This window comes from Agromyces sp. NPDC056965, assembly GCF_042673425.1.
Lineage (GTDB): Bacteria > Actinomycetota > Actinomycetes > Actinomycetales > Microbacteriaceae > Agromyces.
On sequence record NZ_JBHURI010000066.1, the window covers coordinates 1 to 24,231 of the forward strand.

Genomic DNA, 24,231 nt, shown 5'->3' on the forward strand with positions numbered 1-24,231 from the left:
GCCCCGCGGATTCCGCGGGGCCTTCGTCATGTCACCGGGGTGTCAGAACCAGTCGGACTCCCGCACCTCTTTCATCGCGAGTCGGCGCTCGTCCTTCTCGAGGCGGTCGAGATAGAGCAGCCCGTCGAGGTGATCGGTCTCGTGCTGGAGCGCCTGGGCCATGAGCCCGGTGCCCGAGAGCTCGATCTCGTTTCCGTCGAGGTCGATGCCGCGCACACGCGCGAACGGATGCCTCGGCGTCTTGTGCCAGAGACCGGGCACCGAGAGGCATCCTTCGTCGATCAGTTCCTTCTCGCCCGTGACCTCGAGTTCGGGGTTCAGGATGTACCCGACCTCCCCGTCGACGTTGTAGCTGAAGGCGCGCAGGTTCACCCCGATCTGGGATGCCGCGACGCCGGCGCGTCCGGGCAGCCTGACGCTGTCGAGCAGATCTGCGACGAGACCGCGCACGCGATCGTCGACCTGTTCGACGGGGGCGGAGACGGTCTTCAAGACAGGGTCGCCGAACAGGCGAATGGGGCGTTCCGGCAAGGGTTCTCCGTTTCAGTGCTCGCGCTCGGCGGGCATGCCTTCCACCACGAGCGCCGCGAGCTCTCGAGCCGCGTGCTGGGTGACGGGTCGCAGCTCGTGCCAGTTCACGACGGAACCTGCGGCGAGCTGGGGATCGTATGGGATGCGCACGATCTCGCGCACCCTGGATTGGAAGTGCGCTTCGATCTCGTCGACCTTCACGAGGTGCGTGCCCTGCGTGGCGAGGTTGATCGCGACGACCGCGTTGCGCACGAGTTCGCCGTAGCCGTTCGCCTCGAGCCAGGTGAGCGTCTCCGACGCGAGCCGTGCCTCGTCGACGCTGCCGCCCGAGACGATCACGACGGAATCCGCGCGCTGCAGCGTCGCCCGCATGACGGAGTGCACGATGCCGGTGCCGCAGTCGGTGAGCACGATCGAGTAGTAGCGGGCGGCGAGGCCGGCGACGACGTTGTAGTCGTTGTCGTCGAAGGCCTCGGAGAGCGTCGGGTCGGTGTCGGACGCGAGGATGTCGAGGCGCGTCTCGTCGCGTGAGACGAAGCGCGAGAAGTCGGTGTAGCCGCCGATCGACGAGGCCTTCGCCACGACGTCGCGCACCGTCTCGCGGGTCTGCCGGTCGACGCGCTCGGCGAGCGTGCCCCGGTCGGGGTTCGCGTCGATCGCGATGATGCGATCGTCGCGTGCATTGGCGAGAGCCATGCCCAGGAGCGCGGTGATCGTCGTCTTGCCGACCCCGCCCTTGCGTGTGAGCACGGGCACGAACCGCGCGCCGCCCTCGAACCGTCGCTGGATGCGGTGGCTCATGGCCTTGTACGCCTGCACCTTCGGCGAGTCGCCGAGGTTCACGAGGTGGAGAGAGGCCTCGTAGACGAGCCGGTTGAAGCCGCCCTGCGGCGCCGGACGGGTCGTGCGGTTCAGGTCGATGAGCCGGTCGGCGGTGAGCGAATCGGCCGACTCGGGCACCTCGGCGGGAAGCGCGGGCTCACCCGGGACGTCGACGATCGCGACGTGACTGCCGGTATCGGTGCTCACGCGCTCACGCCGGGTCTTCGTCGCGTCGGAGGCGAGCAGCGCGCTGTACGGCGACGGTTCCCGCCGCGACGCGCCTCGGTAGGCTGCGCCGGCCAGCGCCGGGGTGATGACCTCGACCGACGTGGTGCTCGTGCCGCCGCCGACGAGGCTGCCGGGGTTGACCGCGACGTCGTCGATGGCCACCGCCACCTCGTCGTCGGGCATCTCGTGCACCGGTGCCGGTGGCAGGTCGACGCGAACGCTCGGGTTCGCCGCCGCATCGTCTGCCGAGTGCGCGCCGGACGCCGCCGACCTGCGAGCGCGGTCGAGTGCGGACGTGCCTGCTCCCGAACCTCGACGCGCCGCGATGCCGTCGTTGAAATCGTCTTCAGTCACCGATACCCCTCCTCATCAGTGCCAACCGCTACCCAGCCTAGCGCGGGCGAACCGCCGAGCGAGGGTGCATCGCCTAGCGAGGGCGCACCACGACGAGCAGGTCGCCCGCCTCGACCTGCTGCGTCTTGGGGATCGCGACACGCTCGACGACACCCGCGACGGGCGAGGTGATGGCGGCCTCCATCTTCATCGCCTCGATGGAGGCGACGCTCTGGCCGGCCGAGATCTCGGTGCCCGCTTCGACCTGCAGCGTCACGACTCCGGAGAACGGCGCCGCGATCTGCCCGGGCTGGGAGGCATCCGCCTTCTCGGCCGTGCGGGTCTCGACGACGATGGAGCGGTCGCGGACGAAGACCGGGCGGAGCTGCCCGTTCAGGATCGTCATGACCGTGCGCATGCCCTTGTCGTCGGCCTCGCCGATCGCCTCGAGTCCGGCGTAGAGCCGGACACCGGTCGCGATCTCGACGACGTGCTCAGCACCCTGCCGGAGTCCGTACAGGTAGTCGGCGGTGTCGACGACCGACAGGTCGCCGAACAGTTCGCGGATCTGCTCGTACTGGCGGGTCGGTGCGGGGAACAGGAGCGCGTTCAGCATCGCCCGTCGCGTCGTGCTGTCGGCTTCGAGGGCCTCGCGCTGCTCGGCCGTGAGCTCGGTCACGCCGATGCGGACGTCTTTGCCGGCGAGCACCTTGGTGCGGAACGGCTCGGGCCAGCCGCCGGGCAGGTCGCCCAGCTCACCGGCCATGAAGCCGATGACCGAATCGGGCACGTCGTACTTCTCGGGGTTCGCCGCGAAGTCGTCGGGGTCGGCCTTGACGGCGGCGAGGTGCAGGGCGAGGTCGCCCACCACCTTCGACGAGGGCGTGACCTTCGGCACGCGGCCGAGGATGCGGTCGGCCGCGGCGTACATGTCCTCGATGAGCTCGAAGTCGTCGGCGAGGCCGAGGGCGATCGCCTGCTGGCGCAGGTTCGACAGCTGACCACCGGGGATCTCGTGGTGGTACACACGACCGGTGGGGCCCGGCAGGCCCGACTCGAACGGGCGATACAGGCGGCGCACGGCCTCCCAGTACGGCTCGAGGTCGGAGACCGCGTCGAGCGAGATGCCCGTGTCGCGCTCGGTGTGCGCGAGCGCGGCGACGAGCGACGAGGCGGAGGGCTGGCTCGTGGTGCCCGCCATCGGCGCGCTCGCGACGTCGACGGCGTCGACGCCGGCACGGCTCGCGGCCAGGAGCGTCGCCAGCTGGCCGCCGGCGGTGTCGTGGGTGTGCAGGTGCACCGGAACGTCGAATCGCTCGCGCAGCGCGCCCACGAGCTTCTCGGCGGCTGCCGGACGGAGCAGGCCCGCCATGTCCTTGATCGCGAGCACGTGCGCGCCCGCCCCGACGATCTGATCGGCGAGCTTCAGGTAATAGTCGAGCGTGTAGAGATCTTCGGCGGGATCGAGCAGATCGCCCGTGTAACACAACGCAACCTCGGCCACCGCGTGGCCGGTCGAGAGCACCGAGTCGATCGCCGGGCGCATCTGCGAGACGTCGTTCAGCGCGTCGAAGATGCGGAAGATGTCGACACCCGTCGCAGCCGCCTCGCGCACGAACGCATCGGTCACCTCGGTCGGGTACGGCGTGTAACCGACCGTGTTGCGACCGCGCAGGAGCATCTGGATGTTGATGTTCGGCAGGGCCTCGCGAAGGGCTGCGAGGCGATCCCATGGGTCTTCGCCGAGGAAGCGGAGGGCGACGTCGTACGTCGCACCGCCCCACGCCTCGACCGAGAGGAGCTCGGGGGTCATGCGCGCGACGTACGGTGCGACGGCCACGAGGTCGCGCGTGCGCACCCGGGTCGCGAGGAGCGACTGGTGCGCGTCGCGGAACGTGGTCTCGGTCACGGCGAGCGGCGTCTGGGCCCGGAGCGCGGTCGCGAAACCGGCCGGGCCGAGCTCGAGGAGGCGCTGGCGCGAGCCCGCGGGCGCCGGAGCCGAGAGGTCGATCACCGGCAGCTTCTCGGCCGGGCTGACGGTCGTCGGAGCCGGTCCGTTCGGCTGGTTCACCGTGACGTCCGCGAGCCAGTTGAGGATCTTGGTGCCGCGGTCCTTCGAGACGCGACCACGCAGCAGCTGCGGACGCTCATCGATGAACGAGGTGCTGAGGTCGCCGGCGACGAACGCCGGGTCTTCGAGCACGGCCTGCAGGAAGGGGATGTTCGTCGAGACGCCGCGGATGCGGAACTCGGCGAGAGCGCGCTTCGCGCGGGCGACCGCGGCCGGGTAGTCGCGGCCACGGCACGTGAGCTTGGCGAGCATCGAGTCGAAGTGCGGGCTGATCTGGGCGCCCGGGTTGATCGTGCCGCCGTCGAGGCGGATGCCGGCGCCGCCCGGCGACCGGTAGGTCGTGATCTTGCCCGTGTCGGGGCGGAACCCGGCGGTCGGGTCCTCGGTCGTGATACGGCACTGGAGCGCTGCGCCGCGGAGCCGGATCGAGTCCTGCTGCAGGCCGAGCTCGGCGAGCGACTCCCCCGCGGCGATGCGGATCTGGGAGACGACGAGGTCGACGTCGGTGACCTCCTCGGTGACCGTGTGCTCGACCTGGATGCGCGGGTTCATCTCGATGAACACGTGCTCGCCGGCACGCTCGCCCGCGGTGTCGAGGAGGAACTCGACCGTGCCGGCATTGACGTACCCGATCGACTTCGCGAACGCGATCGCATCCCGGTAGAGCGACTGGCGCACGTCGTCGGAGAGGTTCGGCGCCGGAGCGATCTCGATGACCTTCTGGTGGCGGCGCTGCACGGAGCAGTCGCGCTCGAAGAGGTGCACGGTCTCGCCCGAGGCGTCGGCGAGCACCTGGACCTCGATGTGGCGGGGCCGCAGCACGGCCTGCTCGAGGAACATCGTCGGGTCGCCGAAGGCGCTGTCGGCCTCGCGCATGGCCTCTTCGAGGGCTGCGCGGAGGTCTTCCTTCACGGCCACGCGACGCATGCCGCGACCACCGCCGCCGGCGACCGCCTTGGCGAAGATCGGGAAGCCGACCTCGTCGGCCTGGGCCACGAGCTCCTCGATGTCGCGCGAGGGCGGCGTCGACTTCAGCACCGGCACGCCCGCGGCGATCGCGTGCTCCTTCGCCGTGACCTTGTTGCCCGCCATCTCGAGCACGCGCTTGGGCGGGCCGATGAAGGTGATGCCCGCGGCCTCGGCCGCCTGTGCGAGCTCGGGGTTCTCGGAGAGGAATCCGTAGCCCGGGTAGATCGCGTCGGCGCCCGACAGCTGCGCCACGCGGATGATCTCCGCGACGTCGAGGTACGCGCGCACGGGATGACCCGGCTCACCGATCTGGTACGCCTCGTCGGCCTTCAGCCGGTGCAGGGAGTTGCGGTCTTCGAACGGGTACACCGCAACCGTCTTCGCGCCGAGTTCGACGGCGGCTCGGAACGCTCGAATGGCGATCTCGCCGCGGTTGGCAACCAGGATCTTCGTGAACATGCAGACCTTTCAGACTGGATTCCGCACAGCGAACGTTTAGGTATCGCCCGAGTAGTAAAGGTAACGTATCTGCCGTGCACGTACTCAGCGTCAGTTCTCTGAAGGGCGGTGTCGGGAAGACCACCGTCACCCTCGGACTGGCGTCGGCGGCGTTCGCCCGCGGCGTCCGTACCCTCGTGGTCGACCTCGACCCGCAATCCGACGTCTCGACCGGCATGGACATCCAGGTCGCCGGTCACCTCAACGTCGCGGATGTGCTCGCCTCCCCCAAGGAGAAGATCGTGCGCTCGGCGATCGCGCCGAGCGGCTGGGCCCGTTCGAACCCGCAGTCGACGATCGACGTCATGATCGGCAGCCCGTCGGCGATCAACTTCGACGGCCCGCATCCGTCGATCCGCGACATCTGGAAGCTCGAGGAGGCGCTCGCCAACGTCGAGGCCGACTACGAGCTCGTGCTCATCGACTGCGCACCGTCGCTGAACGCGCTGACCCGCACCGCCTGGGCCGCGAGCGACCGCGTCGCCGTCGTGACCGAGCCCGGCCTGTTCTCGGTCGCCGCAGCCGACCGCGCGCTCCGTGCGATCGAGGAGATCCGGCGGGGGCTCTCGCCGCGACTTCAACCGCTCGGCATCATCGTGAACCGTGCGCGCGTGCAGTCGCTCGAACACCAGTTCCGGATCAAGGAGCTGCGCGACATGTTCGGCCCCCTCGTGCTCTCCCCCCAGCTGCCCGAGCGCACCTCGCTTCAGCAGGCGCAGGGCGCTGCGAAGCCCCTGCACATGTGGCCGGGCGAGAGCGCCGAAGAGATGTCGGCGAACTTCGATCAGCTGCTCGAGCGCGTGCTGCGCACGGCCCGCATCGGCGAGTTCGCCGGGCTGCCGCTCGAGGCTCCGAGCGCCACCGCCTGATCTGCCGCGCCCGCGGGCACGCTGATCTGCCGCGCGTGCGGGCACGCCGTTCGTCCTCGCGACCGGTCGGCCGCGCAGAACGAACGAATCAGGAGATCTTGCGCGAGCGCGCGCCGCGTCGCGCGGCGAGTTCGTCCATCGGGTCGGCCGGTTGCGTGCCGATCTCGACGAGGGTCGACTCGACTTCGCGGAGCACCTTGCCCACGGCGATGCCGAACACGCCCTGGCCGCGGTTGACCAGGTCGATGACCTCGTCGTCGGACGTGCAGAGGTAGACGCTCGCACCGTCGCTCATGAGCGTCGTCTGCGCGAGGTCGTCGATGCCGGCCTCGCGGAGCTGCGTCACCGCCGTTCGGATCTGCTGCAGCGAGATGCCGGTGTCGAGCAGCCGCTTCACGAGCTTCAACACGAGGATGTCGCGGAAGCCGTAGAGGCGCTGCGAACCGGAGCCCGCTGCGCTGCGAACCGTGGGTTCGACGAGTTGGGTGCGCGCCCAGTAGTCGAGCTGGCGATAGCTGATGCCTGCGGCGCGAGCCGCGACCGCGCCCCGATACCCCGTTGCGTCGTCGTGCTCGGGCATGCCGTCGGTGAACAGCAACCCGAGGTCGTACCGCGAGCGTGGAGTCCGGTCGAGCTCACTCATCCGATTCGCCCCTCACTCTCGCGCCGGCACCCCGTCGGCGCGAGTCCCACGCTACCGAGGGCGGCAGGCTCTGTCGAACACATCCGGCCGAACGTCACGGCGTGTCGCGAGATCATCGCGCGAGTCGACCGAGCGACGCCCGAACGACGCTCGCATGCACGGCCTCGAGATGCTCCGCGAGTTCGAGGCCGCGCTCGACGGCGCGGGCCTTGTCGGCGGGATCCGCTCGTCGTGACGGAGTGATCGCGCGCTCCACGAGCGCCGCCTCGCGTTCCGCCGCTGCGCGCACACCACGGAGGTGCCGCGGCTCGATGCCGACGGCCCGGAGCGCCACGAGCGAACGCAGCACGCCGAGGGCCTCGTCGCCGTAGTACTCGGCCGCAGGCAGGAGCGACGCCGAGACGGCGTCGTCGAGCAGGCCCGCCGTCGCCCGCGCCTCGGCGATGAGTTCGTCACGCCGGAACCTGCGGGATCCCGCGAGGAACGCCGCAGCGCTCGTGGCGCCGGGCAGTGCCGGAGTCTCACCCGCGTCGATCGCCTCGAGGTGCGTGCGGATGACCTTCAGCGGAAGATAGTGGTCTCGCTGCATGGAGAGCACGACCGTGATGCGCTCGACGTCGGACGTCGAGAACTTCCGGTAGCCGGCCGCAGTGCGCGCCGGTGAGACGAGACGCTGTTCTTCGAGGAACCGCAGCTTCGACGGGGTCAGTTCTGGGAACTCGGGCTGAAGCCGTGCCAGCACCTGACCGATGCCCAGCAGTGGCGCCTGGCCGCTCGCGCGCGTCGACGCAGCGGAAGCCGTCACTATTCGCTCGCCACCGGAGCCAGGTCGCGCCGTGAGGCGTAGAAGGTGAGCCGGAACTTGCCGATCTGCACCTCTGCACCATCGCTCAGGAGCGCCGTCTCGATGCGGACTCCGTCGAAGTACGTGCCGTTCAGCGAGCTGAGGTCGCGCACTTCGAATGCCGAACGGTGCCGCACGAACTCCGCGTGCCGGCGGGAGACGGTCACGTCGTCGAGGAAGATGTCCGCGTCGGGATGACGACCCACGACGGTCACATCGGTGTCGAGGAGGAACCGGGCCCCGCTGTTGGGTCCGCGACGCACGATGAGCAGCGCAGAACCCGAGGGCAGCGCGGCGATCGCCTCCTGCTCCTCAGCCGAGACATCGGCGTCGAGCGCGCTCAGTTGCGCTGCCGCCTCCCGACTGAATCCGATGGTCGTGTCGGTGGCCCCGCCGACCGCAGCGTTCGTCGACGTGGTCGTCGAAGGCTCGCTCCCGGTCTCGGCACCATCGGCCTGAGTGTTGTCGCTATCCGCCACACTAACCTCCCTGTCCCAGCGTATCCGATCGGGGCTCGTCTGCCACCCGCGGAATGCGGATGACGCGAGCGGTCTCGATCGCGTAGATGATGCCCGCCCACCAGTACAGGAACGCACCCCATAGGGTGATCGCCCAGCCGATGGGTTGGCTGACGACGGCGACCGCGGGGAACGCGAGTCCCAGCATGATCACCGGCAGACCGAAGAACAGGGCGAAGGTCGCGACCTTGCCGAGTTGGTGAACGGGCAACGGCCCGAAACCGTGATTGGCGAGCACGACGCCCAGCACGAGGAGGAACACGTCACGGGCGACGATGACGATGACGATCCACCACGGCACGAGGCCCTGTGCGGCGAGGCCGACGAGCGCGGCGAAGATGTACAGCCGGTCGGCGGCGGGATCGAGCAGCTGCCCGAGACGGGTCACCTGCCCGAGCCGGCGTGCGAGGTATCCGTCGAGCAGGTCGGTGAGGCTCGCGACGACGAGCACGATGAGCGAGATCACGTAGTCGCCGCGCACGATGAAGACCAGGAAGACCGGAACGAGTGCCAGTCGGAGCATGCTGAGGATGTTCGGGATCGTCCAGATCTCCGAACCGACCTCCCCCGAGCGTTCCCCAGCCACGGTCCGATCCTATCGATCCGTAGAATGCCGCCATGGGTCCGCTCATCGTGTGTCTCTTCATCTGCGCCGCGATCACGCTCGCGACATGGGTCGCCTCGCTCGCCACTCGCGAGTACTCGTGGGTCGATCGCATCTGGTCGATCGCGCCGATCGTGTACGTCTGGGTGTTCGCCGTCTCGTCGGGGTTCGACGGTCGGCTCGTGCTCATGGCGGTGCTGGTCTCGGCATGGGGCATCCGCCTGACCTTCAATTTCGCACGCAAGGGCGGGTACCGCCCCGGCGGCGAGGACTACCGCTGGGCGGTGCTGCGCGGGCGGATGTCGCGTGCCGGGTTCGCCGCGTTCAACCTGCTCTTCATCTCGATCTACCAGAACGCGGTGATCCTGCTGTTCTGCCTCCCGGCCGCGACGGTGTTCGCCACCGGTCCGGTGCCGCTCGGCCCCGCCGACGCGGTGCTCGCCGTCGTGTTCCTCGCGCTGCTCGCCGGTGAGACGGTCGCCGACCAGCAGCAGTGGGCGTTCCACCGGTGGAAGACCGCCGAGCGAGCCGCGGGCCGCACTCCGGAGCCCGGGTTCCTGCAGACCGGCCTCTTCCGCTTCTCGCGGCACCCGAACTTCTTCTTCGAGCAGGCCCAGTGGTGGGTCTTCTACGGATTCGCCGTGGCGGCGACTGGAGTCTGGCTGCACTGGTCCGTCGCGGGCGCCGTGCTGCTCACGACCCTCTTCATCGGTTCGACGATCTTCACGGAGTCGATCACGCGGGCGAAGTACCCCGACTACGACGACTACCGGGCCCGGACCTCGCCGATCGTGCCGTGGTTTCCGCGGCGGGCGATGACGCCGGTCGACGAGTGCACCGCCTGACGCGGCCGCGCCTCAGAGACGAGCCGCGAGGCCGGACCAGCCTTCGGCGAATCGCGGATGCAGCGGCAACTCGGTCACCCGGTCGATCGCGATCCACCGCAGTTCGATGCTCTCGGGGTCGCTGACGACGGGAGCGAACCGCTCGGCGGCATCCGCGACGACGGTCGTGTACGACCAGTAGCCGAGGTCGAGCACGGTGCTGAACCGCACCTCGAGGAGCGCCGGAGGCACGCCCGCCTCCTCGCCGGCCTCGCGGACTGCGGCCTCCACGGCGCTCTCGTGCTCATGCCGGGCACCCCCCGGCATGCCCCAGGTGCCGCCGAAATGGCTCCACAGCGCCCGATGCTGCAGCAGTACCTCGCGCTCGGGACTCACGACCAGCAGGCCCGCCGCTCCGTACCTGCCCCAGTACTTCGCGCCATCGGGGCCCACGACCCATTCGTCGCCGCTCGCTCCGCTCATGAGACCAGCATGCCGCACAGACGACCGGTGCCGGTGCGGTCGTAGGCTGTTGACATGAACGGCGAGTCCCCCGTGCGCGTCGATGCCTGGCTCTGGGCGGTGCGGCAGTTCAAGACGCGGTCCGCGGCCACAGCGGCATGCCGGGCCGGGCATGTGCGCGTGAACGGCGAACGCGCGAAGGCGGCGCAGTCGGTGCGCCCCGGCGACGAGGTGCGCGTGCGCGTCGGCGGATTCGACCGCATGCTCGTCGTGCGGCAGACGCTCGTGAAGCGGGTCTCGGCGACCGTTGCGGCGACGGCGGTCGACGACCGCACGCCTCCCCCGCCGCCGCGCGAGACGGTGGCCGTCGTCGCGACCCGGGACCGGGGCGCAGGGCGCCCGACGAAGCGGGAACGGCGCGACCTCGAGCGCCTTCGCGGTCGCTGATCGCACACGGCGTAGCCTGATCCTCGTGCACACCGAACTGAGCCACGAACCCGACGCCCGCCGATACGTCCTGCGGGTCGACGGCGACATCGCGAGCGTGCTCGACTACCGGGAGCTCGGCGACTCGGTCGCGTTCACCCGCACGTTCACGAACCCGCCGTACCGGGGCAGCGGCCTGGCCGGCGAGCTCGTCGAGTTCGCGGTCGACGATGTCGAAGCGAACTCGACGAGGCGCATCGTGCCGAGCTGCTGGTACGTGGGCGAGTGGTTCGACCGCCATCCCGATCGAGCCGGACTGCTCGACCCTCGCACCGTCTGAGCGCCGGGATCAGTACCAGTTCATCGACTGGGAGTGCGACCACGCGCTGCAGGGCGTGCCGTAGCCGCGCGCGATGTAGTCGAGGCCCCAGCTGATCTGCGTCGCCGCGTTGGTCTCCCAGTCGGAGCCGGCCGAGGCCATCTTGCTGCCCGGCAGCGACTGCGGGATGCCGGTGGCACCGCTCGACGCGTTGTAGGCGGTGTACGACCAGCCCGACTCCTTCTGCCACAACTGGTTCAGGCACTGGAACTGCGATTCGTTCCAGCCGTACTTCGATGCTGCGAGAGCGCGGGCGGTGGATCGAGCGCCGTCGGGCGTGTTCGCCTGAGCGAGCGCAGCGGCCGCCGCGGCGGCCTGTTCCGCCTGCACGCGGTCGAACTCCGCGGCCGCGGCCTCGGCCTTCGCCGTTTCGGAGCGCGTCTGCTTGGTCAGGTCCACGATCGAATCGATCGGGAGCCGCTCGTACTCGCCGAGCGACGCGACGGATGCCGCGAGGCCGCTGGAGTCGACCTTGCCGTCGACCGCGGCGAGCGTGGCGTTGGCGACCGTGAGCGTGTCCTGCGCGCTGTGGCGCGTGCGGGCCGCGGCGATCGTGGAGTAGGCGCCGAGCTGTTCCGAATGGACGCCAGTCGACTCGGCGAGTGCGGTCGTGGCGTCGATGCTGGCCTGCGTGCTCATCGCCGACTGCACGGTGAATCCGGTGCCGACGACGAGGCCGGCGGCGATGACAGCGCCGGCGGCGATCAGCCGCTTGCGTCCGATGCGGCGCTTGCGGATGCTGCGGCGAGGGTGTCGTTCTTCGGGGGCGGTTTCGGTTTCGGGCGTGGTGATGTCGTTGCGCATAGGTTCTGGGTTGCTCGGATCAGGTTGGGGGACGCCCCCGAGCGAGGGCAGAAGTCAGACACTCTGCCCGGAGTTTCTGAAGGGTTCCTCATTTCTTGCTGTGCAGACCATGAAGACGGCTCCCTGAGCCGTGGATACTGGGAGGATGCCCAGCAACGCTCCGCAGCACCGACCCGCCGACGCCGACCGGTGCCCCTGCCGGAGCGGGAGCACGTTCGGCGAGTGCTGCGGCCCCCTCCTCGCGCGCACCGCCGACGCACCGACTGCGGTGCAGCTCATGCGTTCGCGGTACACCGCCTTCGCGATCGGCGACGCCGAGTACCTCCGTGCGACCTGGCACCCCGAGACGCGTCCTGCGGATCTCGACCTCGACGACGAGACGACGTGGCTCGCCCTGGAGATCGTGGCGACCGAGCGCGGCGGCCCGTTCGATCGTGACGGCGAGGTCGAGTTCCGCGCCACGCACCGTTCCGAGGGCGAGCGCGGAGTGCTGCACGAGCGGAGCCGGTTCCTCCGCGAAGACGGCAGGTGGTTCTACGTCGACGGCGACGTCTGAGCGCGCAACGCTCAGTCGCGCTCGGCCTCCGTGCCGAATCCGTCGCGCAGCGCGCGTTCCTCGGACCCTTCGAGTTCTTCGAAGACCGTGATCTGGAGCCCGGCCGGCGCATCGAGACGTGAGTTGAGCGAGCGCCACGGCGTCTCGACCGGTTCGGCGACGACGGCTGCGCCGGCCTCGGCGAGACGCCGAGTCGTGCCCGCGCCATCCGTCACCTCGAAGGCGAGCCGGATGCGCTGGCTCGGGCGCCCCTCGGCCTCGAGCTCGTCGATCACTCGCTTGTGGGTCGGGTTCGCGATCTCGAGTGTCGCCCTCCCGGCCTCGAGGATCGTCACCCGATCGTCGTCGCCCTCGGCGTAGGCCATGAGCTCGGGCATGCCGAGCGCGTCGCGGTAGAACGCCACCGCCCGTTCGTAGTCCTCTGCCTCGATGACGACGCGGAGTTGCAGGACCGGTGAGTGCGCGGCATCCGTCATGACTGCATCATGACAGACGGGGCCGTGCCGGATCAGGACGCGTCACGGGCGACGGGCCAGCACCGCGTCGTCACTCCGATGGCATCCCACACGTTGATGGCGATGATGAGCGAGATGAGCGCGGCCGTGCGCTCCTCGCCGAAGACGGCGACCGCTGCGGCGAGGTCCTCCTCCGGCACATGGGTCTCCGAGAGCCGGGTGATCGATTCGGTGAGGTGGAGGGCGGCCCGCTCGGCCGCGGTGAACAGCCCCGAGTCGCGCCACACGGCGACGGCGTGCAGTTTCTGGTCGGTGACCCCTGCCGTACGCGCATCCTTCGAGTGCATGTCGACGCAGTAGACGCATCCGTTGATCTGCGAAGCGCGGAGCCGCACCATCTCGCGAAGCTGCGTGTCGAAGCCGACCCGGTCGAGTTCGGCGGTGGCGGCATGATCGAGCGAAGCGACGGCACGGGAGAATCGCGGAACGATCGCGTCGAAGTCGAGGCGGACGGGGATGTCGACGAGTGCATCGGTGATGGTCATGGCTCAACGGTACGAGGCGAGCTGCCCACTGCTACAGTCCAATTCCATGGGAGATTCCTGGGCCATTCCCGGTCTCGATCTGCATCTCGATCTCGACCGGCGCCGGAAGGCGGCATCGCTCGAAGAGGGACTCCGCGCCGCGGTTCGCGACGGGCGGCTCGAGGCGGGCACCCGGCTGCCCGCGAGTCGCACCCTCGCCGCCGACCTCGACATCGCCCGCAACGTCGTCGCAGAGGTCTACGGCGGTCTCGTCGCCGAAGGGTGGTTGGAGGCTCGCGTCGGGGCCGGCACCTGGGTCGCCGAGCGTCCCGGAACCGGAACGGCGGTATCGAGCGTCGAGACGCCGCCGACTCCGCCGCGTGCGGGCCTCGACCTGCGCGGCGGCATTCCGGATGCCTCGTCGTTCCCCCGCCGCGAATGGGCGGCGGCGGCGCGGCGCGCGGCGCTCGATCTCCCGGCGTCCGCGTTCGGGTACGGCCCTCCGGAGGGCTCCCCTGCGCTGCGCTCCACACTCGCCGAGTACCTCGCTCGCACGCGGGGCGTCTGGGGCGATCGCGCTCGCATCGCCGTCACCCGAGGGTTCGGCGCCGCCCTGGCGACGGTCGCACGCGCACTCGTGGCGCACGGCGCCCGGCGCATCGCCGTCGAGGAATACGGTCACGAGGCGCATCGGGGCATCCTCCGCAGCGCCGGACTCGACGTGGTGGCGCTCGCCGTCGACGAGGACGGCGCCGTCGTCAGCGGGTTGGGCGGCCTCTCCGTCGACGCCGTGCTCCTGACGCCGGCGCACCAGTTCCCGACCGGTGTCGCCCTCTCCGCATCGCGACGGCTCGAGGTCGTCGCCTGGGCCGAGCGCACCGGTGCGCTCATCATCGAAGACGACTACGACGGCGAGTTCCGCTACGACCGGCGCGCGATCGGCGCGCTGCAATCGCTCGCCCCCGATTTGGTGGTCTATCTCGGCACGGCCTCGAAGAGCCTCGCCCCGGCCGTCGGCCTCGGGTGGGCCGTGGTGCCCGAGCGCCTGACCACGGCGTTCACCGCGCAACTCGTCGCGGTGAGCGGCATCGTCGACGTGCTGAATCAGTCGACGCTCGACGCCTTCATGCGGGCGCACGAGTACGACCGGACCGTACGCCGCCGTCGCGCCGAGTATCGCTCACGCCGCGAGTTCCTCGAGGTTCGCGTCGCCGCAGAACTCCGCGGATGCCGGGTGAGCGGGATGCGCGCCGGCCTGCACTGCCTCATCGAGATGCCGGCCGGCCTCGACGAACGCGGCATCGCGGCCACCGCCCTGCAGCTCGGCGTTCGGCTCGACGGGCTCGGCTCCTTCCGGCTCGGCGATGCCTCGGCGCGGCGGGCGCCCGCGATGGTCGTCGGCTACGGAGCACCGGCGCCGCACCGCTTCGAAGCGGCCGTCGACCGTGCGATCGCCGCGATCCGTGCGGAACTCGATCGGTCCACCGCGACCGATCGCCCCTGACACCGGCGGCGTCCGAGGTCGCGCGGGCGGTTCCGTCAGCTCGCTCGCGGACGAACGTGCTCGTCGAAGAACTCAGCGAGGTGACCGGCGAGCAGCTCGGGCTCCTCGTGGGCCATGAAGTGACCGCCGACCGTCGCCGGATGCCACACCCTGATGTCGCTGCAGGCGCGTTCGGCGATGCTCCTCGGGATGTCCCGGATGATCGCCTCGGCACTGAGCGTGAAGCCCGCCGGCACGGTGATCACGGGTCGAGGCGCATTGGCCGGGAAATCGAAGTACTGGCGGAACGAGGTGCCGATCGACCCGGTCGACCAGTACAGGGTCGCGAGGGTGAGGAGCGTCTCGCGATCGAACCGACGCTCGAGGACGCCGCCGGCGTCGCTCCAGTCGCGCAGCTTGTCGATGATCCAGGCGAGCAGCCCCGCCGGCGAGTCGATGAGCGCCGCCCCGATCGTGTCGGGCCGCGTGCCCATGATGGCGCTGTACCCCTGATCACCCTCGTCGAACTCGGCTTCGGCCTCGAGTACCGCGCGCTCAGCAGGCGTCAGCGGCTCCGTGAACGCCGCAGGGAACGGCGGATGGATCATGTACAGCCCGAGGACCCGCTCGGGATGCTTCGCGGCGATCCATGCGGCCACGGTGCCGCCGATGTCGCCGCCGAAGACGCCGAACCTCGCCTCGCCGACGAGCTGCAGCATCAGCTCGGACATCAGGTCGGCCATGACCTCCCGTGTCAAAGGGGCTTCGGGCAACTCCGAGAAGAGGAAGCCGGGCATCGACGGGATCACGAGGTCGAATCGGAGGCCGCGCGACTCGCCGGCGGCGTGGAGCGCTTGAATGAGCGGCAGCATCTCGAGAAAACTCGACGGCCAGCCGTGCATGACGAGCAGCGGGATGGGCTCGCCGTCGGCCGCCCCGGCGCTCGCCCGAACGAAGTGCAGGCGGGTGCCCTGCACCACTGCCAGTCGGTGGTCGAGCCGGTTCAGGCTCGTCTCGACCGCACGCCAGTCGAAGGCCTCGGCCCACTCGGTGACGAGGCCCGCGAGAGCACCGGGATCGACCCCGCCTGCCCATGGGCGACTGCTGCTGGCGTGGACGAACCTCGAGCGGCGGAGTCGGTCGCGCAGGTCGTCGAGCTCGACGTCGGAGAGGTGGATCGTGAACGGATCGCCTGCTGAGGTCATGCCCGTGCCTCCCGCTGCGCGTCGAGTGCGCGATAGGCGCGCTCGACGGCGCCGCCGAGCGCCTCGACGGGGATGGACCAGTCGTCGTGGGAGCGCAGGGCTTCAGCCGGTGTCAGCCCCGACGCGTGCGCCGCACGGAACCGATCGGCGATGAGCCCCAGTTGCGTCGCCTGCCGCTCCACGAATGCGCGGTCGACGACTCGGCCGTGGCCGGGCACCACGCGATCGGTCGGCCGCATGGCGGCGGCGAGGTCGACGAGCACTCCGGGCCAGTCGAGCGGGTAGCTGCCCGACCCGTACATCACGGGCCCCGACTCCTCGATGAGGTCGCCGAGGATCCAGACGCGCTCGTCGGGCACGAAGACCACGAGGTCGGTGTCGGTGTGCGCGGGCGACTGCGGCCGGAGTTCGACCCGGCGGTCGCCGAGGTTCAGCGTGTGCGGTTCGACGAGCGGATGCGTCGGGGGCGTCAGCACCACGTCGTCCCACTGCCGATCGGGCTCGCGACTCGGATCCGCACGCCAGGCCGCGAGACGCGGCCCCTCGAACTCGTCGAAATGGGCGGCGATGTTCGCATGGCCGTAGATCGCGGCATCCGTCGCCGTTCCCGGCCCGAAGACCTGGTTGCCGAAGGTGTGGTCGAAGTGCGCGTGGGTGTTCACGAGCCAGCGCACCGGGCGGTCGAACCGCGCTGCGATGTCGTCGGCGAGCTCCTCGGCCTCGCTCGGCTGCACCCGGGTGTCGACGAGGAGCAGCCCGTCGGAACCCTCGATCACGACGATCGAGATGTCGAAGGGGTCGTACCGGCGCTGGTGGACGCCGGGAGCCACGGTCAGCCAAGCTGTCATGCCTCGAGCGTAGCGACGCGCTGGAGGCCGAACGCTGCGCCTGCGGCGAACGCGGCGCGGATCGGGCGCAGATCAAAGGAAATGCAGAGCTTGGCGTCGTAGCGTGGCATCCGTGACCCCGCTCGACGGCACCCCGCCCACCCGGCACTCGACTCCGCCCATGCTCACGGCGCGCGCGCAGCGCACGCTCGAGACCATCGACGGCCAGACGCTCGATGAGATGCGCGCTCTCCGCGACGAGACCGAGCGCTTCATGCTGCGATACAAGTTCGGCATGGACGAGGTGATCACAAAGCTCTCGATCCTGCGCGAGGAGTTCAACCAGACGCACGACTACAACCCGATCGAGCACATCTCGAGCCGGTTGAAGAGCCTCGACAGCGTCGTCGAGAAGATGCAGCGCAAGGGCATCGACCCGACGTTCGACACCATCCGCGACACGATCACCGACATCGCCGGTGTGCGCGTGACGTGCAGCTTCGTCTCAGACGCCTACCGCATCTTCGAGCTGCTCACCGCGCAGCGGGACATCAAGGTGCTGCGGGTGAAGGACTACATCCAGGAGCCGAAGTCCAACGGCTACCAGAGCCTCCACGTCATCGTCGAGGTGCCGGTGTTCCTCTCGACCGGGGCGCACCCGGTCGCCGTCGAGGTGCAGATCCGCACGATCGCGATGGACTTCTGGGCGAGCCTCGAGCACAAGATCTACTACAAGTACGACCGTCAGGTACCGCAGGAACTGCTCGACGGGCTGACGGATGCCGCGCACACCGCCGCGGAGCTCGACGCGCGCATGGAACGGCTGCACCGCGAGGTGCACGGGGCGCCGCGGCCGCCGATCGGCGCCGACGTGCACCCCGTCGCCGGGCGGCCGAGCAACGCCGTCTGATCGCCCCGTTCAGCCGCGAGCGAGGGCGGCGAACTCCCGCGATCCCTCCTCGGTGACCCGCAGCGAGCGATCGCCCCGGCGACGCTCCACCCAGCCTTCGGCGATCATGCGTTCGAGCAGGTGAGCGCCGAGCCGCCCGGCGACGTGCGGGCGCCGCTCGGTCCAATCGAGGCATCCGCGCAGCGCGGGCCGCCGGGACGAACCGGTGACGCCGACTCCCTCGGCGATGCCGAGCCGTTGCGCGAGCGGCGCACCGGGGTCGAGCACGCCACCGGGCTCTCCTGCGACGAGCGGCGCGATCGCCCCCTCTCGCACGAGTGCGTCGGCGAGGTCGAGCGCGAGCCGCCCCGCGAAGTGGTCGTAGCACGAGCGTGCGAGGGCCAGCCGCTCCGCTGAGGCGGATTGCGCGTACGACGAGACCGTGCGCCGGGGCGCGATCAGCTGCAGCGCCTCGACGGCGTTCGCCACGTCGGCGCCCGCGAGCGTGAAGTAGCGGTGCCGGCCGAGCTTGCGATCGGTCACGAGGCCGCCGTCGAGCAGCTGCGCGAGATGCGTGCTCGCGGTCGAGGCGCTCACCCCAGCCACGGACGCCAGTTCGCTCGCGGGCAGCGACCTGCCGTCGAGGAGCGCCACGAGCATCGCGGCACGGGCGGGCTCCCCCATGAGACGGGCGGGTTCGGCGAGATCGGCGTCTCCGTGCATGCCTCCACGATACGTCGGTGACACTTCGCCCGGCGTCGAAGCGTCGCGGGCATAGCGTCGAATCATGATCGAGATCACCGAACGGGCCGAGGTCGAACGCATCCTCGTCGACCCCGCATCTCACGTTCCCGAGGCCGCCGTCCCGCCGGACACCGCGGCGTCGCCCATGACACGGTTCCGCGCGGGCGTCTCGCGCTTCGTGAACGGCGCCGAGCACGGCGCCAGGCGAGCGCGGCTCGACGACCTGCTCGGCGGCCTCGACCCGGCCGCCCTCGCCGCTGCCGCCAGTGTGCGAGCACGAGCCGGCACTCCCGCCGGGCAGATCCCCGTCGCCGTGCTCGCGGAGGCCATCGGCTTCGACGAGGTCGACGAGCTGCCGCTGCTGGCGGCGACGGTGGCGGCCGCCTACCCCGCCGGCGAGTCATCCGACCCCGATGCGGCGGACGCCGCCGTCTCCGCGCTGCTCGACGCATCCGGCTCCACCGACCCCGACGAACGGGCGCTCCGAGTGCAGCTCCTGGTGCAGGCGCACACGGCGACCACGACGCTCGTCGAGCGCGCCCTCGCCCTCGCCCGCTCCCAGGATCCTGGCGTGTCGACTCGGACGCTGCTCGAGTCCGTGCTCCGCGATGACTCCCCCGTGCCGGCCACGCGACGACTGGTCCCAGCGCGACTCGGCGGTGACGAGTCGCTCGTCACGCTCCGCCTCGACGGCCCCGACCGCGAGGCGACCGACGACCGCCCGGCCCGGATCCTCGCGTTCGGCGCCGGCCACCGAGCCTGCCCGGCACCCCACCATGCCCTGGCCATCGCCGCCGCGATCGTCGAGGCGATGCGCGCCGACGGGCGCCGAGACGAGGAGACCCCGTGATGCTGACCACCGCCGAGTTCCGCGCCCTCCATCGACCCGGTTCACCGGTGCTGCTGCCGAACGCGTGGGATCTCGCCTCCGCGCGATGGCTCGCTGCGGCCGGGCACCGTGCGATCGGCACGACGAGCCTCGGGATCGCGGTCGGCGCCGGCAAGCGCGACGGCGCCGGCGAGATCGCCGCCGAGTCCCTCGCACTCGCGAGAGCGGCCGCAGCGCACGGCATCGCGCTCAGCATCGACCTCGAGGCCGGCTTCTCGGACGACCCCGACGAGGTGGGTCGCTACGCCGGGGAACTCGCTGCGATCGGCTGCGTCGGCGTGAACATCGAGGACTCGACCGAGCACGGCGACCTGCTCGACCCCGAGCTCGCCGCGGCGAAGGTCGCCGCGATCTCGGCAGCGGCACCGGGGCTCTACCTGAACGCCCGCACCGACGGGTACTGGGTCGCGAGCGAGCGCGACGCCGCCGACCGCTTCGACGACGCCGTGGCCCGTGCCCGCCGATACCTGGCGGCCGGGGCATCCGGTGTCTTCGTGCCGGGCGCCCTCGAGACGGCGACCGTCTCAGACCTCGTCCGCGCGATCGAGGCCCCGCTCAACGTGCTCGCCCAACCGGACGTGCCGCTCTCACGGCTCGCCGAACTCGGCGTCGCACGGGTGAGCACGGGCTCGCTGCTCTTCCGCACCGCCCTCGGATCGATCACCGCGGCCGTCGAGGCGCTCCTCGCCGACGGCGAGACGGCGAGTGGCCCGACCAGCACTCCGCGCGGGGCGCCCACTGCCCCGTCGTACGCCGCGATCGCGGGGCTGCCCCTCGCACCACGCTGACTCAGGGTTGCTGCTTGGCCCGGCTCGGCTGCACGCGCATCGGCTCGCCCGGCATCTTCGGGAAGTCGGGCGGGAAGGGCAGCTCGCCGAGCCCGTCGTCGAGATCTCGCTGCCACCACTCCAGGAGCGTGTCGATGCGGCCGGGCGCGTCGTGCATGCCGTGCCACGGATCGCCGACCCGTCGGAGTCGATCGGGCACGGTGCGCACCGTGTGGTCGCCCGGATCGGTCGAATCGAGCTCGTCCCACTCCAACGGGCACGACACCGATGCCTTCGGCAGGGGGCGCGGGCAGTACGCGCCCGCCATCGTGCGGTCGCGGTTCGCCTGGTTGTAGTCGATGAAGATGCGGTCGCCGCGCTCCTCCTTCCACCAGTTGGTGGTCACCTCGTCGGGCATGCGCCGTTCGAGTTCTCGCCCGAGGGCGATCACGGCGTGCCGCACGTCGAGGAACTCGTGTTCGGCCTCGATCGGCGCGAAGACGTGGATGCCGCGACTGCCCGAGCTCTTCACGAACGCCGTGAGCCCGACCTCGCCGAGCAGCTTCCGGAGCTCCACGGCGACGGGCACCGCCTCGGCGAAGCCCGTGCCGGGCTGCGGGTCGAGGTCGATGCGCAATTGGTCGGGGTTGTCGGGGTTCTCGGCCCGCGACGCCCACGGGTGGAAGACGATCGTGTTCATCTGCGCAGCCCAGACCGCGACGGCCGGCTCGTCGATGACGAGCTGCGGATGCGTGCGCCCGCTGGGGTAGGTGACCGGCACCGACCGCACCCACTCGGGCGCCCCCTTCGGCGGGTTCTTCGAGAAGAACTGCTCGCCGTCGACGCCGCCCGGGAATCGTTGCAGCGAGACCGGACGGTCGCCGTTCGCCTCGACGAACGGCTCGCCCACGGCGATGAAGTACTCGGCGAGCTCGAGCTTCGTGATGCCGGCCTCGGGCCAGATCACCCGCGACGGACTCGAGATCCGCACGTCGCGATCGCCGTGCGGACCGGGGACGGAGAGAGTGACGGCGTCGGCCATGCAGGCGACGCTACTCCCCTCGCACGTGTGACGTCACGCGGGCTGCGACACCAATCAGGCGACGCTACTCCCCTCGCACGTGTGACGTCACGCGGGCTGCGACACCAACCAGGCGACGCTACTCCCCTCGCACCGACTGCGCTCAGGCGGTGCGGCGCGTCACGCGATCTGCGCGGTCGCCTGCGTCGCGTACCGGCGCGCCGCCCGCTCCCGTGCCTTCGCGGCCTCCTCCTCGCGGTTCTTCGGCGGCGCGGCGGTCACGAGGTCGTCGAGCAGGTGGCGGGTCACATGCGCGATCTCGGCCACTGCGCGGTCGAACGCCTCGGCGTTGGCCTTCGAGGGTTTCGTCGAACCGCTCACCTTGCGCACGAACTGCAGCGCCGCGGCCTGCACCTCGTCGTCGGTGGTCGCCGGCTCGAAATTGTGGAGGGTGTGGATGTTCCTGCACATGCCACGAGCCTAACCCGCAACCTCGAGGATGTCTCGGCTCAGCGCCGTTCGTCGCGTGCGGCGCGGGCCGCCTCGCGGGCGGCATCACGTGCCGCGTCGGCAGCCGCAGCAGCTTCGGGCGTCGGTGCCGTGCCGCCGAGCGAGCGCGGCTGCCACCACTTGCCGGTTCCGTCGACCGGGTACTCGGCCTGCAGTCGATCGACCATGCGCTGCAGCGTCGCGCGGAGCCGCTCGGTGACGGTGTGCGGATCTTCGTCGGCGCCGACGGCGATCGGCTCGCCGAACGCGAAGCTCACCGGCACCCCGAATCGCTCGAAGAACCGGACCTTGTGCCCCTTGGTCATGAGTCGGTGACCGCCCCAGACGGCGACCGGGATGATCGGCACGCCGGCCTCGGCCGCGAGACGGGCCGCGCCGGTCTTGAGCTCGCGCACGGTGAAGGACGCGCTGACGCCCGCCTCGGGGAAGACGCCGAGGAGCTCGCCGTCGCGCAGCGCGGTGACCGCTTTCGCGTAGGCCGCGGCGCCGGCCTTCATGTCGACCGGGATGTGCTTCATGCTGCGGAGCAGCGACCCGACGATCGGCTTGTCGAACACGCCCTGCTTCGCCATGAAGCGGATGCGCCGGCGGTTGGCGAGCCACGTCGCCCACTCGACGAGGGCGAACTCGAAGTAGCCGAAGTGCGTCATGGCGACCACGGCGCCGCCCGTCGTCGGCACGTGCTCGGCACCGGTCACGCTGCGCTTCAGGCCCCAGAAGCCGAACAGCGCGCGCCCGGCGACGATCGCCGTGCTGTAGATCGAGTCACTGGGGCGTCGCGTCATGCTCCCAGCGTAGGGCGTGGCGCTGAACGCGGCCTGCGTTCGCGCAGGCCCTCCGACGTGTCACATCGACGCGTGATGCGCGCCGGCGACCGGCTGCAGTCGGAAGAGCCGCACGACCCGGCCCGACTCCCGTTCGTACGCTCGGTATCCGGGCCACTGCGCCTCGATGAGCGCCCACGCTGCGTCGCGCTCGTCGTCGGCGATGCGGCTCGCGCGCACCGGCATCCGTCTGCCTCGCACCGTGATCGCCGCGTCGGGATGCGCGAGCAGGTTGTAGGTCCAGCCGGGATGGCGGTCTCGGGCGAAGCTCGTGCCCGCGACGATCGCGCGGCCGTGTCCGTCGGGCGTGTACATGAGCGCCGAGTCTCTGGGTTCGCCCGACTTCGCGCCAGTGGTGTGGAGCACGAGCGACGGCACGAGCAATGCGCTGAGCTGCACCCGCCCGCCGGACACCGCGGCGACGACCCGCTCGATCGGCGGGAGGAGGCGCGGAGCGCACCAGCGGAAGAGTCGGGTGCGGGTCAGCGGCGAGACCGCGGAGCGGACGAGATGCAGCACGGTCGGCATCCACCCATTGTGTCGTGCCGGGAGGTCCACGTCACGAGCCCGCGGCGCGCTCCTTCTCGACGGCCTCGCGTGCGGCGACGAGTTCGGCCGCGGCATCCGTCGCCCGCCGCTCGGCTCGCTGCATGCGGCGGATCGCCATCGTCGGGGCGCCGTACCGGGCGCTCACACGATCGTGCTCGTCGTCGACACCGGTCACGATGTAGGCCCCGGCGATGAGGATCACCTGGCTCGAGAGGTTCAGCCAGATGAGCAGGGCGATGAGCGAGCCGAACGAGGCGAGCAGCGGGTTGCTCGTCGCGCCGCCCACGAAGAGTCCCGAGAGGACCTGCAGCACCGAGAGTCCGACGGCACCGAGCAGTGCCCCGCTCCAGAGCGATCGGGCGCTCGGGCGCATGCCCGAGAGCACGCGGAACATCACCGCGATGAGCAGGGCATCGATCACGTAGGTCACCGCGATCGTGATGATCCGGGACGATGCGTCGAAGACCTCGTCGTGGCTCGAGATTCCGAGCCAGCCGAGCATCGTGCCGAGTGCGGTCGTGCTGAAGACCGTCACCGCGGCCGCCGCGGCGAATGCGGCGCCGAATCCGATCGCGAGGAGCAGGTCGCGGAGCATGACCCAGATGAAGAAGGTCTGGTCGTCGGGCTGCGATCCGAGGCGGCGGAAGGCGGTACGGAGCGACCCGATGGCCCCGATCGCGGCGCCGACGAGACCCACGAGGGCGAGGATGCCGGCGATGCTGAGCGTCAGCGGCTGAACGACGTCTCCGGGCGCGATCAACCCGCCCTCGCCGAACAGGCCGGGAATCGCCGCGTCGACCGTCTCGACGAGCGCGTCGAGCGCGTCGGGATTGCCCGAGAGCCAGATCCCGGCGATCGCGAAGCCGAGGAAGACGCCGGCGAAGATCGAGAAGAGCACGCGGTAGGTCACGCTGTCGGCGAGCATCGCGCCATGGCGTTCGAGGTAGAGCAGGAACGCCCGCACCGGCTTCAGCGCAAGGGCCCAGGCAGTCACCCGGGTGCCGAACGCGACCAACCCGGCGAACGGCTTCCGTTTCGCAGACGCTCGGCCGTCTCCCCCGTGCTCGCTCATGCCGTCAGGCTATCGAGCCGCGGATGCCTCGCGCAGGTGGTTGACACGGAGGTACGGAAACGGCGACGACACCGGGCGCAGAGCCCGGTGT

28 protein-coding genes are annotated in these 24,231 nt (G+C 70.4%); 9 read left to right on the top strand and 19 right to left on the bottom strand.

What is annotated here, in order from left to right; all coding sequences use genetic code 11:
- Positions 1-42: 42 nt before the first annotated feature.
- The 3 genes from def to ACFTQE_RS15355 all read right to left on the bottom strand — a co-directional run bounded on the left by def (position 43) and on the right by ACFTQE_RS15355 (position 5,413).
- Positions 43-531, bottom strand: coding sequence for a peptide deformylase (gene def / locus ACFTQE_RS15345; protein ID WP_375832506.1), 489 nt, complete (start codon positions 529-531; stop codon positions 43-45).
- 12 nt (positions 532-543) lie between these two features.
- On the bottom strand, positions 544-1,935 hold the full coding sequence (locus tag ACFTQE_RS15350) for an AAA family ATPase (protein ID WP_376925889.1): 1,392 nt from the start codon (positions 1,933-1,935) through the stop codon (positions 544-546).
- A 73-nt stretch (positions 1,936-2,008) separates the two neighbouring features.
- Entirely contained in the window at positions 2,009-5,413 is a 3,405-nt protein-coding gene (locus ACFTQE_RS15355; protein ID WP_376925890.1) for a pyruvate carboxylase, read from the bottom strand.
- A gap of 74 nt (positions 5,414-5,487) precedes the next feature.
- On the opposite strand from ACFTQE_RS15355, the gene ACFTQE_RS15360 reads away from it, so the two are divergent.
- On the top strand, positions 5,488-6,321 hold the full coding sequence (locus ACFTQE_RS15360; RefSeq protein ID WP_376925891.1) for a ParA family protein: 834 nt from the start codon (positions 5,488-5,490) through the stop codon (positions 6,319-6,321).
- Positions 6,322-6,409: 88 nt separating this feature from the next.
- Here ACFTQE_RS15360 and ACFTQE_RS15365 read toward each other — a convergent pair whose 3' ends face one another.
- The 4 genes from ACFTQE_RS15365 to ACFTQE_RS15380 form a co-directional block, all read right to left on the bottom strand.
- The gene (locus ACFTQE_RS15365) at positions 6,410-6,964 is read right to left on the bottom strand and encodes a MerR family transcriptional regulator (protein WP_375832498.1); all 555 of its coding nucleotides are present in this window, start codon (positions 6,962-6,964) and stop codon (positions 6,410-6,412) included.
- Between the two features lie 112 nt (positions 6,965-7,076).
- Complete coding sequence (locus ACFTQE_RS15370; RefSeq protein ID WP_376925892.1) at positions 7,077-7,769, bottom strand: MerR family transcriptional regulator; 693 nt, start codon at positions 7,767-7,769, stop codon at positions 7,077-7,079.
- A complete protein-coding gene (locus ACFTQE_RS15375) occupies positions 7,769-8,287 on the bottom strand; it encodes an FHA domain-containing protein (RefSeq protein WP_376925893.1) in 519 nt (172 codons plus the stop codon). Before ACFTQE_RS15375 ends, ACFTQE_RS15370 begins: the two co-directional genes overlap by 1 nt.
- Position 8,288: 1 nt before the next feature.
- Complete coding sequence (locus ACFTQE_RS15380; protein ID WP_376925894.1) at positions 8,289-8,912, bottom strand: CDP-alcohol phosphatidyltransferase family protein; 624 nt, start codon at positions 8,910-8,912, stop codon at positions 8,289-8,291.
- 32 nt (positions 8,913-8,944) lie between these two features.
- Here ACFTQE_RS15380 and ACFTQE_RS15385 point away from each other — a divergent pair, with 32 nt between their 5' ends.
- Positions 8,945-9,775, top strand: a complete 831-nt coding sequence (locus tag ACFTQE_RS15385; RefSeq protein WP_376925895.1) for a DUF1295 domain-containing protein — start codon at positions 8,945-8,947, stop codon at positions 9,773-9,775.
- 12 nt (positions 9,776-9,787) lie between these two features.
- On the opposite strand, the gene ACFTQE_RS15390 is transcribed toward ACFTQE_RS15385, so the two are convergent.
- Positions 9,788-10,237, bottom strand: a complete 450-nt coding sequence (locus ACFTQE_RS15390; protein WP_376925896.1) for an NUDIX domain-containing protein — start codon at positions 10,235-10,237, stop codon at positions 9,788-9,790.
- Positions 10,238-10,291: 54 nt separating this feature from the next.
- On the opposite strand from ACFTQE_RS15390, the gene ACFTQE_RS15395 reads away from it, so the two are divergent.
- Positions 10,292-10,663: an RNA-binding S4 domain-containing protein gene (locus tag ACFTQE_RS15395; RefSeq protein WP_376925897.1), complete on the top strand. Its 372-nt coding sequence runs from the start codon at positions 10,292-10,294 to the stop codon at positions 10,661-10,663.
- Positions 10,664-10,688: 25 nt separating this feature from the next.
- Complete coding sequence (locus ACFTQE_RS15400) at positions 10,689-10,982, top strand: GNAT family N-acetyltransferase (protein WP_376925898.1); 294 nt, start codon at positions 10,689-10,691, stop codon at positions 10,980-10,982.
- A 9-nt stretch (positions 10,983-10,991) separates the two neighbouring features.
- Here the strand turns inward: ACFTQE_RS15400 and ACFTQE_RS15405 are convergent, their stop codons facing one another.
- Complete coding sequence (locus ACFTQE_RS15405; protein ID WP_376925899.1) at positions 10,992-11,825, bottom strand: hypothetical protein; 834 nt, start codon at positions 11,823-11,825, stop codon at positions 10,992-10,994.
- 145 nt (positions 11,826-11,970) lie between these two features.
- Between ACFTQE_RS15405 and ACFTQE_RS15410 the strand changes: the two genes are divergently transcribed.
- Positions 11,971-12,381, top strand: a complete 411-nt coding sequence (locus ACFTQE_RS15410; RefSeq protein WP_376925900.1) for a YchJ family protein — start codon at positions 11,971-11,973, stop codon at positions 12,379-12,381.
- 11 nt (positions 12,382-12,392) lie between these two features.
- On the opposite strand, the gene ACFTQE_RS15415 is transcribed toward ACFTQE_RS15410, so the two are convergent.
- Positions 12,393-12,857 carry a VOC family protein gene (locus ACFTQE_RS15415; RefSeq protein ID WP_376925901.1) on the bottom strand — a complete coding sequence of 155 codons (465 nt, stop codon included), beginning with the start codon at positions 12,855-12,857 and terminating at the stop codon, positions 12,393-12,395.
- A gap of 32 nt (positions 12,858-12,889) precedes the next feature.
- A complete protein-coding gene (locus ACFTQE_RS15420; RefSeq protein ID WP_376925902.1) occupies positions 12,890-13,381 on the bottom strand; it encodes a carboxymuconolactone decarboxylase family protein in 492 nt (163 codons plus the stop codon).
- A gap of 46 nt (positions 13,382-13,427) precedes the next feature.
- On the opposite strand from ACFTQE_RS15420, the gene ACFTQE_RS15425 reads away from it, so the two are divergent.
- Positions 13,428-14,864, top strand: a complete 1,437-nt coding sequence (locus ACFTQE_RS15425; RefSeq protein WP_376925903.1) for a PLP-dependent aminotransferase family protein — start codon at positions 13,428-13,430, stop codon at positions 14,862-14,864.
- A 35-nt stretch (positions 14,865-14,899) separates the two neighbouring features.
- On the opposite strand, the gene ACFTQE_RS15430 is transcribed toward ACFTQE_RS15425, so the two are convergent.
- Together ACFTQE_RS15430 and ACFTQE_RS15435 are read right to left on the bottom strand one after the other, a co-directional pair.
- Positions 14,900-16,048 (bottom strand): epoxide hydrolase family protein, encoded by a 1,149-nt coding sequence (locus ACFTQE_RS15430; protein ID WP_376925904.1) that lies wholly within the window; start codon positions 16,046-16,048, stop codon positions 14,900-14,902.
- Positions 16,045-16,896: an MBL fold metallo-hydrolase gene (locus ACFTQE_RS15435; protein ID WP_376925905.1), complete on the bottom strand. Its 852-nt coding sequence runs from the start codon at positions 16,894-16,896 to the stop codon at positions 16,045-16,047. Before ACFTQE_RS15435 ends, ACFTQE_RS15430 begins: the two co-directional genes overlap by 4 nt.
- A gap of 160 nt (positions 16,897-17,056) precedes the next feature.
- Between ACFTQE_RS15435 and ACFTQE_RS15440 the strand changes: the two genes are divergently transcribed.
- Positions 17,057-17,785 (top strand): GTP pyrophosphokinase family protein, encoded by a 729-nt coding sequence (locus ACFTQE_RS15440; protein ID WP_376925913.1) that lies wholly within the window; start codon positions 17,057-17,059, stop codon positions 17,783-17,785.
- Positions 17,786-17,794: 9 nt separating this feature from the next.
- Here ACFTQE_RS15440 and ACFTQE_RS15445 read toward each other — a convergent pair whose 3' ends face one another.
- Entirely contained in the window at positions 17,795-18,487 is a 693-nt protein-coding gene (locus ACFTQE_RS15445; RefSeq protein WP_376925906.1) for an ArsR/SmtB family transcription factor, read from the bottom strand.
- A gap of 64 nt (positions 18,488-18,551) precedes the next feature.
- Here ACFTQE_RS15445 and ACFTQE_RS15450 point away from each other — a divergent pair, with 64 nt between their 5' ends.
- The gene (locus tag ACFTQE_RS15450; RefSeq protein WP_376925907.1) at positions 18,552-19,358 is read left to right on the top strand and encodes a hypothetical protein; all 807 of its coding nucleotides are present in this window, start codon (positions 18,552-18,554) and stop codon (positions 19,356-19,358) included.
- Positions 19,358-20,185: an isocitrate lyase/phosphoenolpyruvate mutase family protein gene (locus ACFTQE_RS15455; RefSeq protein WP_376925914.1), complete on the top strand. Its 828-nt coding sequence runs from the start codon at positions 19,358-19,360 to the stop codon at positions 20,183-20,185. Before ACFTQE_RS15450 ends, ACFTQE_RS15455 begins: the two co-directional genes overlap by 1 nt.
- A gap of 1 nt (position 20,186) precedes the next feature.
- Here the strand turns inward: ACFTQE_RS15455 and ligD are convergent, their stop codons facing one another.
- From ligD to ACFTQE_RS15480, 5 genes are all read right to left on the bottom strand, one after another.
- A complete protein-coding gene (gene ligD / locus ACFTQE_RS15460) occupies positions 20,187-21,206 on the bottom strand; it encodes a non-homologous end-joining DNA ligase (protein WP_376925908.1) in 1,020 nt (339 codons plus the stop codon).
- 159 nt (positions 21,207-21,365) lie between these two features.
- A complete protein-coding gene (locus ACFTQE_RS15465) occupies positions 21,366-21,656 on the bottom strand; it encodes a DUF2277 domain-containing protein (RefSeq protein WP_376925909.1) in 291 nt (96 codons plus the stop codon).
- 38 nt (positions 21,657-21,694) lie between these two features.
- The gene (locus ACFTQE_RS15470; RefSeq protein ID WP_376925910.1) at positions 21,695-22,480 is read right to left on the bottom strand and encodes a lysophospholipid acyltransferase family protein; all 786 of its coding nucleotides are present in this window, start codon (positions 22,478-22,480) and stop codon (positions 21,695-21,697) included.
- Positions 22,481-22,540: 60 nt separating this feature from the next.
- The gene (locus ACFTQE_RS15475; protein WP_376925911.1) at positions 22,541-23,047 is read right to left on the bottom strand and encodes a nitroreductase/quinone reductase family protein; all 507 of its coding nucleotides are present in this window, start codon (positions 23,045-23,047) and stop codon (positions 22,541-22,543) included.
- Between the two features lie 31 nt (positions 23,048-23,078).
- Positions 23,079-24,140, bottom strand: coding sequence for a YihY/virulence factor BrkB family protein (locus tag ACFTQE_RS15480; protein WP_376925912.1), 1,062 nt, complete (start codon positions 24,138-24,140; stop codon positions 23,079-23,081).
- Positions 24,141-24,231 lie beyond the last annotated feature (91 nt).